Here is a 17,201-nt window from a genome sequence, read left to right on the forward strand (position 1 = left end):
CGCTCGGGATGACAGAATGATAGTGTCGGAAGAGTTCTCGGACAATCTCCCCCATGGTTCAGTCATAAGCTCCCCCCTCGGGGGGAGTTGAGGGGGCCATGGGGGGAGTTGAGGGGGCTTTGATTGCCTTTTTTGCGCGATTCAATCTCACCGTCGCTCACTTCTTTCACGAGATAACCCCGTTTGCCACCGTCCCTCACGGGTTTGAATCCTAACTGCGACATGACGTGGCCTATTCTGACGGGGCTGAGGGGTTGGCGTAACCCGGTATTGATGCGTTGCAGGATCTGCGCATTGCTCAAAAACACGCCGGGTTCTCCCGTTTCGGGCACCTGATAGTATGTCAGGATGAGGTCCCGCTCCAGGCAGGGCACCTCAAAATGCCGGTTGTGTTCATTCAACTGGTGGATTTCCTTTTCCTCCAGCCAGTATCTGAATCCGTTTTCAGACAGATATTTTGCCTGTGCGTAGATAGCCGGATAGTCCAGAGGATGTTTGTAGGGGTTGTCTATATGTTCCACTTCGAAAGGCATCCAGCGCCGGTTTCCGGTCAGGTCGGTCAGGAAGTGCGGGTTGTTGCCCGTTCCGCAGAGGCTGGCAATGTGCGGCCGGTTTTCCTTGTAGTGCGCGTAGGCGGCACGTTCGTTGATGTGCAAGGTGGTAGCGAGGGCCTTGAGCTGGTTCAGTTCGCGGTCATTCATCTCGTCCAGTTCTTCTAAGCAGACCACGGCAAACTCGGCCAGGGTGAGCAGGTCGTCTTTATTGATGCTCCGGCTGTTGCTTTTCAGATAAAAATAACGTTTCAGTTCGGGGGGAAGCAGATTGTTGAGCCAGGTGCTCTTGTAGATGCCCTGTTGTCCCACGAGCACCAGTATTTCGTGATTCACTACGCGGTCGTCGGTCAGTGCGGCTACCATGGCCACCATCCATTTCTTGAAGAACAGCGGGAACAGTTCTGCTCCTTTGCTGACGTGTACCTGTGCGGCAAGGGCGGCGATGTGGTCGGTTTGTCCGTCCCATTCCGGTAGGGAATCCATATAGGCGGAAAACGGGTTGTAGAGTTCTCTAAAGTCCGATTCGATGACAGCCCGGATGTCCGTAATGCGTACCTGGCATACCTCGGTAGACATTTTCCTCCAGAGGCTGTTGACATCCCGGTCTGTCAGGTCTTCGAAGTGGTTGCTTCCTGCGGGTGCCATTTCATATTTCCCGGTGATGATGTTCTTGCGGAAACGCCCCTGGGTTTGGAGAAACGCCATTATCTCGGTTACGGGCAGGTCCTCATTCCGGTTGCTGCGGCGGCTTTTCAAGTGCAAGGTAGCATGTTCGGCTGTGTTCTGGTAACACGAATGAAAAATGCCTGCCACATCGCCGTCATAGTCTGCAAACTGCTGCACCGCCCATTCGGTGGCAACCTGTTGCGGTATGCCGTATGCATTCATCAGATAGCCTGTCCGCATGATGTATTCATTGTGCCGGTGTGCTTCATACACGATATTTTCGGCTTTCAGTTGCCGTCCGATGGCACGTACCACAGCTTCCATTCTCTGTTTCCCTTTATGTGGAGCACGGGGAGTGCCGACACTCACTGTCACCTTAAAAGGTTCCGCATCCGGTCTGAACCATACATCGGGGTCGTGAGCCAGTCCGCTTAACCGGGTGATGTTTTTGCACTTCTCGTCGTAGGCGAGACCGGTCAGTTGGGCATAATAGCTGTTCATCTGGCTGAAGGCCGCTGCGTAGAGGGTTGAAGGCGAGATGCGCACATCATTGACGGCAGGCACGTACCGGCTGATTACGCGGATGCCTTCCCCTCCGATGGTGATATAGGCCAGGAGGGTATGCGGGTCGTTCCGTATCTGTTGCACGCAGGCTGCCAGCATGTCTTCATCCACATGGTCGAAGTCGGCAAGGCACAGTCCGGTTTCAGCACAGATGTGGTTTTTGGTCTTTCCGCCTTCAAAGCGGACGGCCACGGCAAAGCAAGGGCAGGACGACTTCTCGTTTCGTGCCGCCTTGTCGTTGTGCTGCTTGCGGTAATACCGGTATCGTTCGGTGTGTTCGGCCACGCTGGCCTGGTGTCTGATCATCTCTACGATGTTTTCGAGTGTCTCTTCTGCGGGGCAGATGTCCTGATAGCCTTTAAACAGGCTGAGTTTGTTGGATGTAATCATACGTTTTGTTTCGATTGTATTCAGTTAACATTGCAAAGATGCAAAGGGGATTTAATCCCTGCAAATGACTGTTCAGACAAGATTGGACAGTATTTTACATAAGTTCACTCTTCTTGTGTTTTTGTTGCATTATAAAAGCCCGCAACTTCCCTGCCGTCGGCGCCGGCTCCTCCACGGGACACCGTCTGCCTGCGAAGGATTTGCGGTCATTTGTAAAATTTTTAACAACAAAAACATCATGAAGGAAATGAAAGACGAACCAACAGAAGACCAGTCATTAACCCCGAATGCCCACACCGGTCTGGGCGATTTCATAGCTTGGCTACAGAAGAACATCCCCATTGACCACAGCCTGTTGAGTGGTATCTGCGTAGCCCGGCGCAGCGGCATAAGTCGTACAACATACGTCGCTGTAAAAAAGGGACCCTGTTGCGTGCACTTCCCTATCGCAAGGTGCTCTGCATTTACCGCGACACCCTGCTGAGTTTGGACGAAAGGCAGCAGTTGGAGGTTTTTCGCCGCTGGCTCCAATCCTTGGATGAGATTGAGCCTTAGGAGTTTAAGGTAAACTCTGCACTGGCGGCGTGACAGTTGTGACAGTACTTTTATAACTTTTTTACGCGTATGTACGCGAGAAACGTTTTTATAATCTTATATTACGTATATACGCAGAGAAAGTTGCAAAACCACTGTCACGTCTGTCACGGACGGCACGGTTCTTTCATGTAAAAAGAGCACGTAAAGGGTTAGCACGCTCAAACTTAGGGTTAGCACGCTAAACCTTAGAGTTAGCACGCTAAACCTAAGGTTTATGTGAAAAAAAAGATTGGTCGTCTCAACCGTTTTCATTATCTTTGTGCTACAAAATCCGAAAAAACTTCAGTAGTATGGAACAGCCAAGGCGTTACCCCATAGGGATACAGACATTTTCCGAACTTGTAAACAAGCATTATCTGTACATTGACAAGACGGAATACGTGTACCGCATGGCACACGGCGATTCCAGCTACCTGTTCCTGAATCGTCCGCGCCGTTTCGGCAAGTCGTTGCTTACGAGCACGCTGCATGCCTATTTCGAAGGCCGGAAAGAATTGTTCAAGGGTTTGGCAATCGAGCAGTTGGAGACGGAATGGACACCGTATCCGGTGCTGCATTTCGACATGAGTCTGAGCAAGCATGCGGACCGTGACATGCTGAACCGTTACCTGCACAGCATACTGGAGGATAATGAGAAACGCTTGGGGATTGAACCGCGCGACACGGTAGATGTAAACGTCCGGCTGAAGAACCTGATTATGGATACCTGCGCGAAAACCGGCCGTCAGGTAGTGGTTCTCATTGACGAATACGATGCTCCCTTGCTGGACGTGATGCACGAAGAGAAAGACCTTCCCGTGCTCCGCAACGTCATGCGCAATTTCTACAGTCCGCTGAAAGGCTGTGACCCTTACCTGCGCTTCGTGTTCCTGACGGGTATCACCAAGTTTTCCCAGCTGAGCATTTTCAGCGAACTGAATAACATCCAGAACATCAGCATGCTGCCCGAATATGCCGCCGTCTGCGGCATCACGCAGGAAGAGATGGAAACGCAAATGGACAAGGACCTGGATGTGCTGGCTTCCCGCCTGGAACTGACCCGCGAAGAGACACTGCAACAATTGAAGGATAACTATGACGGCTACCACTTCACGTGGCCCTCGCTAGACATCTACAATCCCTTCAGCTTGCTGAACGCCTTCAGCGAAGGACGTCTGAACTCTTACTGGTTCGGCAGCGGCACGCCCACCTACCTGATTGAGATGCTGAAACGTTTTGATGTATCCCCTTCCGAAATAGGTGGTCGTGAAACGATGGCAGAAGATTTCGATGCCCCCACCGAGCACATGACCGACATTACCCCGCTGCTCTACCAGAGCGGTTATCTGACCATTAAGGACTACGACGGTTTTTCCGGGCTGTTCAACCTGGATATACCCAACCGGGAAATCCGCATCGGCCTCTACCGGAGTCTGTTGCCGCACTACATTCAGGGCAGCAAGATACCGGGCAACACCGTGATTGCCAAAATGTCGGCCTCCATCCGCCGGGGCCACATGGAAGAAGCCCTGCAACTGTTGCAGACCTTCCTGTCCACCCTTCCTTATGCCGGTCAGCCCATGCAGGAGGCACATTACCAGCAGTTATTTTTTGTTGTCTTCAGTCTGCTGGGGGTGCATGTGGATATTGAAGTCCGCACAACCCTCGGACGGGTGGACATGGTGATGCGCACAGCAGACACCCTCTATCTGGTGGAACTGAAACTAAATCAAAGCGCCGAAGCGGCAATGAACCAGATAGACCTGAAACAGTACCCGGAACGCTTTGCGCTGTGCGGGCTACCGGTTGTGAAGGTGGGTATCAATTTCGACAAGGAGAAACGGACGATTAGTGATTGGAAGATTGAGCAGTGAAAAATGCCTTTCATTGTTTGGAGGTTTCCCGATGAATGCATTAATTTGCAGGACATAAGTAATCAATTAGATTTAATTTATATCCAACACAGAGACACGGAGCCACAAAGTTCTGTAACTGTCTGTCGGTAAAAATGACGGGAGGGCACAGAGTCCGCGGCTTCGCCGCATACGAGAGAAGGAAAATTAACTCTGGGAGCTGTGGACAAGAAAACAAAAACTCTGTGTTTCCGTGCTTCTGTGTTTAGTATCAACCGACCAGCCCGTTGAGCGCCGTGCCGTTGACGTATATCGCCCGGATGATGAAGTCGCAAGGCATTTCTCCGGAGGACATAGCCTTGTTTACGAAATTAAGTTTGGATGAGATAAACAGACTTGGGTTATAAATTAGAAATGACAGTAAGATTCGGAACGCAGAAACGCAAAGCATCCCCATGATAATCCTGAAGAAACTGCCTTTTGTCGATACCTTGGCTTCCATGCAGGAGTTGGCAGAGTTGGACACTCTGGTAAACCTGAAGAAACATCTGGCTGCGCTCCACAGTTGGGTTCCCTCCGGCTACCGCAAAGCGGACTACGTTCTGGTAATCCACGCCGGGTTTACCACAGACCCTATGAGGCTGTATCATGCGTTGCCTGTCCGGGAACGGAAATCCGTTATGACCCTGATGGGCATGAAAGCTGATGAGTACCTCACCTGGTCCCTGAAGGAGGACGAGGAATTGGTGATGCAGACCCTCCACTTGGTTATTTCCTACGAAGACGGCAACCGTTGTCGCCTCTATATGCCCGATTGTATTCGCAGGGAACTGGTGCGGGCACAGAAAGCTGAATTCATGCAGTTGCTCAACAGGATGGCGGGATTGAAATAAGGGTACTTTTCAAAAGTAATTTTTATCTGACTCGGTTTGGGGGTACTATTGTTAGTGCCCTTACAAAGTGTATGCCCTGAATTGAGTGCTTAAAGGAATTCTAAAAATACATCATTTTGGGGTGTCTAATTCTGTATAATTGTTTTAAGGTGAACGCTTACAAAAGAAATGCTTAATCGTTCAAGTCAGATATTTTTCATTCGCATATTTTATTAACTTATGTTTTGCAAATGCTCAATTTATTAGTAGTTGGCAAAGTTTCGATTGACTCGTTAACTTGTTGCTTGTCTGCTGCATCTTGAACTTGCAAAAGTTGAATTATTAACTTATGATTCATATAACTGATAAGTCGCAGTGTTGCGGCTGTAATGCTTGTGGTGATGTTTGCAACCACAATGCCATTTCTTTTGTCACAGATATTGAAGGCTTTTGGTATCCCGTGGTTGATAAGGAGAAATGTGTGGATTGCGGGCTTTGCGAGAAGGTTTGCCCGATAGTCAATATAAAAGAATTGAAGAAAAATGACCTGCCCCAGTCCATCTGTTATGCCGCTGAAAATAAGAATCTGGAAGTTGTCTTTGACAGTACTTCCGGGGGCTTGTTTTCAGCGTTGGCGGATATTATGTACCGTGACAAAGGGTATGTAGGCGGTGCAGTCTTCAACGATGACTTTTCTGTCCGCCATTACATTTCCAATGATAAGAATGATTTGCCCAAGCTTCGCAGTTCCAAATATCTGCAAAGTAACTTGGAAGGGTTTTATAGGGAAGTCAAAGGTCTACTTAAAGCCGGAGAGAAAGTATTGGTTTGCGGCACCCCGTGCCAAATGGCAGCCCTGCGTGCTTTCTTGCACAAAGATTACGATAATCTGATTATCGCCGATTTCATATGCCTTGGGATTAATTCCCCGAAAGTATGGCGCAAATATCTGGATTCTTTTGAAGAACGCTATGGACATAAGGTTGTTTATTGCAAGGCCAAGTCCAAGGAATATGGATGGCGGAATCTGACCCAGAAAGTCATTTTGGACAATGGGAAAGCTTATTATGAAACAAGCAGTCAGAACAATTTTACTAAAGGATATCTACAGACGCATGTGTATGCTCGTCCCTCTTGTTATGACTGTAAGTTCAAGGGTTATCCACGAATATCGGATATCACGCTGGCTGATTTTTGGAAAATAGAGGAGGTTGATAAAACCTTGGATAAAAATCTGGGTACTTCATTGGTCATGGTAAATTCTGAAAAAGGCAGACTTTTCTTTGAACGAGTAAAACCTAGGATTAATTACCACGAAGTCCCATTTACCTCTATTGAGTTAGGAAACAGGGCTTTGAAGTATTCGATAACTCCACCTTCTGTAGATAGGAAGCAATTCTTTGAAGATCTGGATAAAATGAGTTTTTTGGATATCGCTGCTAAATATATATTACCAGGTCAGAAAACTTTTAAGCAGAGAATTAAAAACTTGATTCGATATACATTCTGCATATTGCGGAATACGCAATTGCGCCCAAAGCCGGTTTATCAATTTTTACGTTATAATAGTCTGTCAGAAATAATTCATGGAAATATTTTGCTCCCCACCCCTTATTGTGTTATTGACATTCACAAAGGGGCACATGTCATCAAAGAAGGGGTAACTATCCTAGGGCAGAAAGTTAAATTTAAGAAGTCTCATTTGGAAACCCGATTAAGTGTCGCACGAGGTGGAATATTGTCCTTAGGTCCAGGAACTATTATAGGATATGGTGCCGATATCGAAGTGTTTGAGGGTGGTAAGCTCTCTTTTAAAGGGGAGGGTGGTTCCAATCTTAATTTGACAGTTATTTGTGCGAATCATATTGAATTTGGTAAGGGTGTGATGATGGGACGCAATGTGACAGTGCGTGATAACAATGGGTCTCATTATATAAATCGTCAAGGTTATAAGAATTCGAAACCTGTTCTTATTGGAGATAAGGTTTGGTTGTGTGAGTCGTGTACTGTAATGAATGGTGTTATTATTGGAGATGGAGCGATAGTTGGGGCAAAATCTTTTGTTATTCGTAGTGTGCCCCCTTATACAATGGTATCAGGACATCCTGCAGAGGTGATTGATGAGGATATTTTGTGGAAGTATTAAATGTTCTAACTTTTATATATTATAATTATGGAAGAATTGAAAGAGTTTATTTCAAAATTTACCGATTTGTTTGATAATGTAGATACAGACAGTCTAAGCGGTGATACGGAGTTTAGATATTTGGATGAATGGAGTTCCTTGAGCGCTCTGTCTGTGATTGCAATGATTGATGAAGAATACGGCATATCTGTTTCCAGTATGGAAATCCGTAAAGCGGCTACTTTGTCTGATCTGTTTGAATTGGTAAAGTCTAAGAAATGAATGCTACCCCATTTTCTTTAGTCGGTAAGACAATCCTAATAACGGGTGCTTCATCCGGTATCGGTCGTTCAACGGCCATAGAATGTTCTAAAATGGGAGCTCGGCTGGTTATCAGTGGGCGTAATGAAAAACGTTTATGTGAAACTTTCCGTGCATTGGAAGGTGACGGTCATTCATATATAATGGCAGATTTATCAGATGGAAGTCAGCTGGATGAACTGGTAGAGCAATCGCCCACGTTGGATGGTTTAGTCAATAATGCAGGCATTACGGAAACGCTTCCTACGCAGTTTATTAAGCAGGAAAAACTGATTCATGTATTGGAAGTCAATACAATTGCTCCTATTATGCTTACCCAGAAACTGCTCAAGGCAAAAAAAATAGGACGTGGATCCAGTATTGTTTTTACAGGTTCCATCAGTGGAACCTGTGTGTGTGGGGGGGGGAATGTACTTTACTCCACATCCAAAGGTGCCATACATGGCTTCATGAAAAATGCCGCGCTGGATTTATCTGTGAAAGGAATCCGTGTGAATGAAGTGTGTCCAGGCATGATAGATACACATATTTTAGATAATAGTTCCATTTCGTCTGATATGCTGGAGGTTGAAGCCGGTCGTTATCCCATGAAGCGGTTTGGAAAGCCGGAAGAAGTGGCATACGGCATTATCTACCTTTTGTCGGAAGCATCTTCTTTTGTAACGGGTACAAGCCTTGTGATAGATGGTGGTTTTACACTGCAATAAGATATATGAAAACAATAATAGACAATATTTCGATTCAATCGGTGGTTTCCTGGTTGCCGGAAAATGTGCTTGAACTGCGTACTCTCGGAAAGTTATACGGGGAGGCAGAGGTGGAAAGTATCATCAAGGCAACAGGTGTGGAACGGGTGCGGATAGCTGATTCCGGTATGACTTCATCGGATATGTGTCAGAAAGCCGCAGAGTATCTGATTAAGCAGGATGCAATTGATAAGTCTCAAATTGACGGCTTGGTGTTCGTGTCTCAGACAACGGATTATATACTGCCTGCTACTTCCATTTGTCTGCAAGACCGTTTGGGCTTGTCTCAGGACACTGTTTGCATGGATATTCATTATGGCTGTTCAGGTTATATTTACGGTTTGTTTCAGGCTGCCTGCTGGATTCACTCCGGTATGTGTACGAACGTATTGGTCTTGGCAGGAGATACATCAACTCGTATGATCAATCCTATGGATAAATCCTTGCGCATGGTATTTGGTGATTGTGGAACTGCTACGCTGGTATCTGTTGGAAGTTCTCCGATGGGGATTCATATTCAGTCGGATGGCAGCGGCTTTGACCGTTTGATTATTCCTGCTGGAGGATTCCGTATGCCTTCATCACCATTGACAGCAGTGTTGGAATACGATGAAGACAAGAATGGAAGGACTCAGAATGATTTGTACATGGACGGTATGGCCATATTCAGTTTCGCCATCAATAAAGTTCATAAAAACATTAACCAACTTCTTGAGCTAATGGGATGGAAAAAGGATTCTGTGGGTTTGTTTGCTTTGCATCAGGCTAATTCATTCATGGTCAGCCACATTTGCAAGAAGTTAAAGGTTCGTCCCGAACTCACACCTGTTCATGTGTCGAACTATGGTAATACAGGTCCAGCTACTTTGCCTTTACTTTTTTCCGATTTGTGCGGGAAAGGCATTTATGATTTATCCAGGGTTGTAATGAGCGGATTCGGAGTCGGATTGTCTTGGGGAAGTATAGCGACAGACATGCGTAGTACCCGCTTTTATGAACCGGTCAATACATAAGTGTCATTTATCTAAAATATAAAGAATACATAATCAATAAAATCTATAAATTTATGAGAGAAAAGATATTTGATATCATCAATCAGATCCGCATTTCAAAAGGGTTGTCTGCCTTGTCTGCCTTGTCGCCGAAAGATAATTTGAGGAACGACCTCGGACTGACTTCCTTTGACTTGGCTGAACTTACTGTGCGTATAGAGGATGAGTTTGACATTGATATATTTGAAGACGGCATAGTGAGTACAGTAGGTGAAATATATGAAAAATTGGAGCAAGCATGAAAGATATTTTTCTGATTGATGGAAACAGAGTCTTTACATACGCTGATTTGTTGACGGAAGTGAATAGGGAGCCGTCTTATTTCCCATTGTTCAAGACCAATGATTTGTTTGCCTATTTTTCTAATCTGGTAAAGGCACTGATAAACAATGCTTCGTTAACCCTGTTGGATTCAGATTTGAATCCGCAGGAACTGGAAGGAGTTGATGAACATCTCATTAATAGGCCGTTTCCTCTGTCATTGAAGACTTTTGAATCAATGGAAGATCTTGTTTCAGCTTTGTGTGTATCTGCTTCTCATATTGTTATATTTACTTCTGGCACGACAGGACAACCTAAGCGGGTAGAACATACAGTTTCAACCCTAACTCGTGCAGTACGTGTGGGTGAATGGCATGCTGATGACAGATGGGCTTATGCTTATAATCCAACCCACATGGCAGGTTTGCAGGTCTTTTTCCAGGCTTTTGAGAATAAGAATACATTGGTCAATGTGTTCCATCTTTCGCGTAGTGAGGTGTACCGGTGCATTGAAAAATATTCCATTACCCATTTGTCTGCCACTCCTACTTTTTACCGTCTGTTGCTTCCCTATGAGAAGGCATATCCCTCAGTCCGTCGGGTTACATTAGGCGGTGAAAAAAGTGATCAGTCTTTGTATGGCACTATCCATATGATATTTCCTAGTGCAAAGATAAATAATGTTTACGCTTCAACGGAAGCAGGAACGCTTTTTGCATCTCGGGGGGATTCGTTTCAAATACCAGAAGCATTTAGGGATAAGTTTCGCGTAGAAGACGGAGAACTCCTGATACATCGTTCTTTGTTGGGAGAATCAGACAGCTTCTTGTTTGACAGTGATTATTATCATTCGGGCGACATGATAGAGTGGGTTGATGCAGAGAAGGGAATTTTTCGCTTTAAAAGCCGCAAGAACGAGTTAATAAATGTGGGTGGTTATAAGGTTAATCCGGGAGAGGTGGAGGCTGCTATCAACAGTATGGAAGGTGTCTGCCAATCGTTAGTTTATGGTCGCCCTAATTCAGTTTTGGGGAATATCCTTTGCGCAGAAGTTCAGTTGGAAGGAGGTACCTCCTTGAATGAGCTGGATATCCGCCGCTATCTTCAAACATGCCTTCAGGATTTCAAGATTCCAAGGCGCATAAAATTTGTAGAAACAATATCATTGACAAGAACAGGTAAACTTAAAAGGTTATGAACTATTTGGTAACGGGATGCTCACGCGGAGTGGGCTTGAAAATATGCGAAGTGTTGATTCGGGAAGGACATACGGTTTACGCCGTGGCCCGTTCATATACAGAAGAATTCAAGGCGTTGGAGGCAGCTTCCGATGGACGTCTGTTCTTTAAAAGTGTGGATCTTTCAATTCCTTTTGATATTCGTCAGACATTCTTTAAGGAATATCTGACAAGTAACATTCGTCTGGACGGTTTTGTAAATAATGCTGCTGTTGCTTATGATGACATTGTGACGAATCTGAATGCAGACCGTCTGCAAGCAATGTATGCAGTCAATGTGTTCACGCCGATGATGATTACTAAATATGCCATCCGCCATATGCTCCTTCACAAAAACAAGGGCAGTATTGTACATATTTCATCCATCAGTGCGCATACCGGATATAAGGGATTGGCTATGTATGCATCTTCTAAAGGTGCGCTTGAGGCTTTTTCAAAGAATACAGCAAGGGAATGGGGCGGAGTCGGTATCCGCTCGAATGTGGTGGTGCCTGGATTCATGGAAACGGCTATGAGTTCGACTCTAACGAATGAGCAGAAAGACCGGATCTATAAGCGTACATCATTGAAAGCAGCGACAAGTATAGAATCAGTAGCTGAAACGGTTGCATTCTTATTGTCGGAGAAAGCCAGCTCTATTACAGGGCAGAATATTTACGTGGATAATGGTACGATATAATGGTACACAAATTTATGTTGAACTCCATTCGCAAAGTGTGTGCCTTACTAGAGGAGAAATTTTTATATCAATCTGGAGAATACCAGTAATACCGTTTTATCAACGATGTTTATAGAATTGAAGGATTGTCTGAATGCCAGGGTCATAAAGAACGGCATGAAGGTGATGATAACAGAGTTTGGCGTGGGACTGAACTGGGGTGGAACTGTCTTAAAATTTGTTTAAGATGAATGATTTGCCAACTATTATTTTAAATAATGGAGTATCTATTCCTTCAATAGGAATGGGGCCTGGGATACTTGGTTATTCCGCAAGGGATAGTAAATCTTATACTAACCCATTGTGCCAATTCTCTTATAGAGTCTATAATAAGATTTGTAGATATCCCAAATTGGTGAATAATTACGTAAATGCCATAATTAATTCATTTCATGTAGGCTTTCGTTTGATAGACTATTCGTCTTCTTATGGTGATGGGACATTAATAGGAAAAGCTATCCGGAAAAGTGGCATTGATAGGAATACGCTATTCCTTACGACAAGGATCAGCAATCAGGTTCAATGGCAAGGAAATATACGGGAGTGTCTGTTTCAACAGTTGAAAGGGATGAATACTGATTATATCGATTTATTGATGTTTCATTGGCCTGTTACAAATGTATATGTTGATACGTGGAAAGAGATGATTAAGTTGTATAAAGAAGGGTATTGTCGTGCCTTGGGAGTTGCTAATTGTCATCAGCATCATATAGAGAAATTGATGGAAGTGGCAGATATAATTCCGGCTGTTAATCAATTTGAGGTTCATCCATTGTTTACGCAAAAAACGCTAATCTCTTATTGCAGGAATTTAGGCATTCAAGTCGAATCTTATACTGCTCTTGCACGAATGGATGACAGATTATTTCGTTTGCCTTCGCTTAAAAATATAGCTAAAAAGTATAATAAAACGGTGGCGCAAATAGTTTTGCGGTGGCATATTCAAAATGATTTAATACCTGTAGTTCGCTCGTTAAATCCAAAACGGCAGATGGAAAATATCAGTATTTTTGATTTCAAATTGTCTAGTGATGAAATGGAGGAAATAGACGGAATAAATATAAATGCTAGAGTGCGTTATGATCCTGATAATTGCGATTTTACCATATTGTAATAAAATGTTAAAAATAATACTTCCTAATTTTATTTATTACGCAAAGGAGCTTCAATGAAGGACTTTATTAAAAAAAATAGTATAATAAATTTTAATTCCCAATTTGTTGTATTATTCGATTTACTCATATTGCTTTTGAACTATTTCATTATTATCGTGTCTGGGATAATTGGTTGGCATTATTGAGTAATCATGGGTTAAAATAGAATTATGACTTCAGTCAATAAGACAATAGCTAAAAATACTATTTTTCTGTATTTCCGGATGATGTTTACGATGTTAGTTACATTGTACACATCGCGCGTGATACTGGATGTATTGGGCATTACTGATTATGGCTTGTATCAGACAGTTGGTGGGGTTGTTGGAATGCTGTCCTTTATTAATGGTGCATTAAGTGGAGGTGCTTCCCGTTTCTTAACTTTTGAATTAGGTGCAGGCAATAAAGATAGGTTGAAAAAGACTTTTTCGACCACTTTGGTAATTCATTTAGGGTTAGCTGCTTTCTTGTTTTTGGTAAGTGAAACTATAGGCTTGTGGTTCTTGTATGACAAGTTGGTTATTCCCGATGATAGGCTATTGGCTGTTGTGCTTGTATATCATTTGTCTATTGCGACGGCTGTTGTAAACTTGTTGACGGTTCCTTACAATGCTAGTATAATTTCTCACGAGTGTATGGCAGCTTATGCCTATCTGAGTATTTTTGAATGTTCGGCGAAGTTATTGATTGTTTATTTGTTGGGTGTTGGCGGTTTTGATAAATTGATAACTTATGCTTTTTTGATTCTGCTGTTGCAAGTAGGAATATGGTTTTATTATATGCGTTATAGTACGTCACGATTTGAAGAAACAAAGTTCAGTTTCTTTTTTGATAAATCCATATTCAAACGCATACTTGGCTTTTCTAGTTGGAGCCTTTTTGCACAAGGCTCTATCGCGTTGAATAGTCAAGGTATTCTATTGTTATTGAATATGTTTTTTGAGCCTGCGGTTGTGGCTGCTCGCTCTATTTCCATTCAGGTGAATATGGCTGCGAACCAGTTCGTTTCCAATTTTCGTATGGCAGTTAATCCTCAAATTGTAAAAAGATATGCAGCCAATGATAAAGAAGGTAGTAAACATTTGTTGCTTGTATCTACGAAATACTCCTATTATTTAATGTGGGTTATTTGCTTTCCGTTATGTTTGTTGGCTAGACCTATATTGGAATTGTGGCTGGTTGAAGTGCCAGATTACACAGTCATCTTTCTCCAATTGATTTTGATACAAAGTCTTTTTCAAGTGTTTGACACTTCTTTTTATACGGCTTTGTATGCAAAAGGACAACTTCGTGAAAATGCATTGATTTCTCCATTGATAGGGTTTATTGCATTCCCTATAATTTATTTGTTGTTTAAGATGGGATATCCGCCGGTAGCTCTTTCATGGGCTATGCTGGTAGTATATGCCTTGTTGGGGTTAGTCGTTAAGCCTTTACTTCTAATTCGGATTGTGAATTATACTTGGGCAGATATTTGGCAAGTCTTTCGTCCTTGTTTGATTGTAACGATAGTATCACTTCCTATACCATTATTAGTGAATTATTTTTGGATTAGCCTCGACAATCTCTGGCAGGATTTCCTTTTGCTGCTGATAAGCATTGTTTGTGTAGGGCTATCTGTTTGGTTTTGTGGGCTGAAACGAACAATGCGGAAATTACTAATTGACAAACTAAAAGTATTGGTTAAAATTAAAAAAGAATAGTATGTTGTTCAATTCATTTGAATTCTTGTTCTATTTACTAAATAGCATTAAATGACTAAATCATGGAACATGTATTATTAATAGGTATCGGCGGTGTCTATAACTACGGGTGTGAAGCCATCGTGCGGGGAACCGTAGAAATTCTGAGGGAAGTCAATCCTCAAATGCAAATAGCTTATGCTTCCTATAATTATGAGGAAGATAAAAGACGTTTGGAAGATTGTGATATCAAAATTATCCCACGTTTCCATGTAAAAAAATGGTCTTTAGCAAATATCATCCGGAAAAGCCTATCCTATGTGGGTATCTACTATTCACTACCTTTCGACAAGACAGGCTGGTTAGACGGTTTTGATACCGTATTCTCAATAGGCGGCGACATGTACACATTATCTTCACAAAACAGATTTGATACTTCATTGCCCACATTCTTACATAAATGCCAAACGAAAGGATTAAAATACATTTTATGGGGCGCATCTGTTGGCAAATTTGAGAAAAACCCGAAAGCGTTAAAATTCTTTTCCAAACATCTTCCGAAAATAGACTTGATAGTAGCAAGAGAGAATAATACGGTTGAGTATCTGTATTCTTTAGGTGTGGGTGAGAATTGTGAATTGGCTCCTGACCCTGCATTTTTCGTCAAGAATCCTACAAAAAAGATTTCATCCCATACCGGTACGGTCATAGGTATAAACCTCAGTCCGTTGTCGGCTCTTTATGAATATGCAGACTTAGAGGTGGCTGTCCAAAGGCAATCGGAAGCTTTAGCTCGACTGATTGATGCGATGCAGTGCCATCTTTTGTTGTTGCCTCATGTCCTTTCACCTTATATGAATGATAACGATTTGTCCTATATGCGCCTGATTTATGCGAAAATGCCTAAGGAGTATCAGTCTAGGACACAGATTGTGGAATCTGATCCGGGATTTGTTGGCATTAAGAACTTTATTTGCCAATGTGATTTTGTTATTGCAGCACGTATGCATTGTGCGATTAACGCCATAACGATGTCAGTGCCAACGCTGTTCTTGTCGTACAGTGAGAAGGCTAAAGGCATGGCTGAATTTGTTTATGGGACAAAAGAGGCGGTTATTGGCTTGACTGAATTTGAAAATACAACTGCTGTCGTAAATAAATTGAAAAATTGGAAATATACTTCACGACTGGATGAAATACAGAAGTTTGATTTTACTAAAATCCTAAAATAAATCACTCTATGCAGAAAAAAGTAATGCTAGTTTTCGGAACCCGACCTGAAGCCATTAAAATGGCTCCCTTGGTGAAAGAGTTCCAAAAGTATCCGGATAAGTTTAAGACCATTGTATGCGTGACCGGCCAACACCGCGAAATGTTGGATCAAGTCTTACGCATTTTTGAGATAGTTCCGGATTATGACTTGAACATCATGAAACAAGGACAGGATTTGTATGACGTGACCTCGCGTGTTTTGTTGGGAATGCGGGATGTGCTGAAAGAAGTACAACCGGACATTGTATTGGTGCATGGCGATACCACTACTTCCACGGCAGCAGCCTTGGCCGCATTTTATCAACAAATCCCTGTAGGCCATGTAGAAGCAGGATTGCGTACACACAATATCTACAGCCCATGGCCGGAGGAAATGAACCGCCAGTTGACGGGACGTATCGCTACCTATCATTTTGCACCAACTCCATTGAGCAAACAGAATCTGTTGGCTGAAAATGTGAAGCTGGAACAGATTGCTGTCACAGGTAATACGGTGATAGATGCCCTGTATATGGTGGTAGACAAAATCAAGTCAAACAAAGAGTTGGATAAGGAACTGGAGGAGATTTTACTTCGTTCCGGTTATGATGTCAACAGACTTTCAGATGGGAAGAAGCTGGTCTTGATAACCGGACATCGTCGTGAAAACTTTGGCGATGGATTTATTTCCATGTGCAAGGCCATACAGACATTGACACAAAAGTATCCGGATGTAGACTTTGTGTATCCCATGCATTTGAATCCCAATGTACGCAAACCCATCCACGAAGTATTCGGTAAGGATTTATCCCATTTGGGCAATATGTTCTTTATTGAACCATTGGAATACCTGTCCTTTGTCTACCTGATGGAGAAATCAACAATTGTGCTGACGGATAGTGGCGGTATTCAAGAAGAGGCACCGGGGCTTGGCAAACCGGTACTGGTAATGCGAGATACGACAGAAAGGCCGGAAGCATTGGAGGCAGGTACGGTGAAATTGGTAGGAACGGATTTTGACAAGATTGTAAACGAGGTTTCGGAGCTGCTGACCAATCAAGGGTATTATGAGAGGATGAGCAAGGCGGTGAATCCTTATGGGGATGGGAAGGCTTGTGGAAGAATAGTGGAATTTCTGGAATGAGAGATTCTTTCTTTGAACTAATATAATTATTTAT

Annotated in this window: 16 protein-coding genes; 15 read left to right on the forward strand and 1 reads right to left on the reverse strand. The window is 43.3% G+C overall.

Annotated features, from left to right (window positions below):
• Positions 1-62 precede the first annotated feature (62 nt).
• Complete coding sequence (locus B5F34_RS11640) at positions 63-2,174, reverse strand: BT4734/BF3469 family protein (protein ID WP_087339140.1); 2,112 nt, start codon at positions 2,172-2,174, stop codon at positions 63-65.
• Between the two features lie 238 nt (positions 2,175-2,412).
• On the opposite strand from B5F34_RS11640, the gene B5F34_RS17375 reads away from it, so the two are divergent.
• The 15 genes from B5F34_RS17375 (at position 2,413) to wecB (ending at position 17,167) form a co-directional block, all read left to right on the forward strand.
• On the forward strand, positions 2,413-2,658 hold the full coding sequence (locus B5F34_RS17375) for a hypothetical protein (RefSeq protein WP_140393002.1): 246 nt from the start codon (positions 2,413-2,415) through the stop codon (positions 2,656-2,658).
• 403 nt (positions 2,659-3,061) lie between these two features.
• Positions 3,062-4,624: an ATP-binding protein gene (locus B5F34_RS11645; RefSeq protein ID WP_087339143.1), complete on the forward strand. Its 1,563-nt coding sequence runs from the start codon at positions 3,062-3,064 to the stop codon at positions 4,622-4,624.
• A 434-nt stretch (positions 4,625-5,058) separates the two neighbouring features.
• On the forward strand, positions 5,059-5,496 hold the full coding sequence (locus B5F34_RS11655; RefSeq protein ID WP_087339149.1) for a hypothetical protein: 438 nt from the start codon (positions 5,059-5,061) through the stop codon (positions 5,494-5,496).
• A 328-nt stretch (positions 5,497-5,824) separates the two neighbouring features.
• Positions 5,825-7,621 carry a Coenzyme F420 hydrogenase/dehydrogenase, beta subunit C-terminal domain gene (locus B5F34_RS11660; RefSeq protein ID WP_087339152.1) on the forward strand — a complete coding sequence of 599 codons (1,797 nt, stop codon included), beginning with the start codon at positions 5,825-5,827 and terminating at the stop codon, positions 7,619-7,621.
• Positions 7,622-7,648: 27 nt separating this feature from the next.
• Positions 7,649-7,882 (forward strand): acyl carrier protein, encoded by a 234-nt coding sequence (locus B5F34_RS11665; RefSeq protein ID WP_087339155.1) that lies wholly within the window; start codon positions 7,649-7,651, stop codon positions 7,880-7,882.
• A complete protein-coding gene (locus B5F34_RS11670) occupies positions 7,879-8,628 on the forward strand; it encodes an SDR family oxidoreductase (RefSeq protein WP_087339158.1) in 750 nt (249 codons plus the stop codon). Before B5F34_RS11665 ends, B5F34_RS11670 begins: the two co-directional genes overlap by 4 nt.
• Positions 8,629-8,633: 5 nt before the next feature.
• Complete coding sequence (locus tag B5F34_RS11675; protein WP_087339161.1) at positions 8,634-9,680, forward strand: ketoacyl-ACP synthase III; 1,047 nt, start codon at positions 8,634-8,636, stop codon at positions 9,678-9,680.
• A 53-nt stretch (positions 9,681-9,733) separates the two neighbouring features.
• A complete protein-coding gene (locus B5F34_RS11680) occupies positions 9,734-9,961 on the forward strand; it encodes a phosphopantetheine-binding protein (protein ID WP_087339164.1) in 228 nt (75 codons plus the stop codon).
• Positions 9,958-11,178 carry a fatty acid--CoA ligase family protein gene (locus B5F34_RS11685; RefSeq protein WP_087339167.1) on the forward strand — a complete coding sequence of 407 codons (1,221 nt, stop codon included), beginning with the start codon at positions 9,958-9,960 and terminating at the stop codon, positions 11,176-11,178. Before B5F34_RS11680 ends, B5F34_RS11685 begins: the two co-directional genes overlap by 4 nt.
• Complete coding sequence (locus B5F34_RS11690) at positions 11,175-11,897, forward strand: SDR family oxidoreductase (protein WP_087339170.1); 723 nt, start codon at positions 11,175-11,177, stop codon at positions 11,895-11,897. Before B5F34_RS11685 ends, B5F34_RS11690 begins: the two co-directional genes overlap by 4 nt.
• A 105-nt stretch (positions 11,898-12,002) precedes the next feature.
• Positions 12,003-12,122, forward strand: coding sequence for a hypothetical protein (locus B5F34_RS18085; RefSeq protein ID WP_343224315.1), 120 nt, complete (start codon positions 12,003-12,005; stop codon positions 12,120-12,122).
• A gap of 1 nt (position 12,123) precedes the next feature.
• The gene (locus B5F34_RS11700; RefSeq protein WP_087339173.1) at positions 12,124-13,050 is read left to right on the forward strand and encodes an aldo/keto reductase; all 927 of its coding nucleotides are present in this window, start codon (positions 12,124-12,126) and stop codon (positions 13,048-13,050) included.
• 210 nt (positions 13,051-13,260) lie between these two features.
• Complete coding sequence (locus tag B5F34_RS11705; RefSeq protein ID WP_087339176.1) at positions 13,261-14,793, forward strand: polysaccharide biosynthesis protein; 1,533 nt, start codon at positions 13,261-13,263, stop codon at positions 14,791-14,793.
• Between the two features lie 62 nt (positions 14,794-14,855).
• Positions 14,856-16,004, forward strand: coding sequence for a polysaccharide pyruvyl transferase family protein (locus B5F34_RS11710; RefSeq protein WP_204245603.1), 1,149 nt, complete (start codon positions 14,856-14,858; stop codon positions 16,002-16,004).
• 8 nt (positions 16,005-16,012) lie between these two features.
• Entirely contained in the window at positions 16,013-17,167 is a 1,155-nt protein-coding gene (wecB, locus tag B5F34_RS11715) for a UDP-N-acetylglucosamine 2-epimerase (non-hydrolyzing) (protein WP_087339181.1), read from the forward strand.
• Positions 17,168-17,201: the final 34 nt, after the last annotated feature.

Origin of the sequence: Mediterranea sp. An20, assembly GCF_002160055.1 — a bacterium.
In the GTDB taxonomy this organism is placed as follows: domain Bacteria; phylum Bacteroidota; class Bacteroidia; order Bacteroidales; family Bacteroidaceae; genus Bacteroides; species Bacteroides avicola.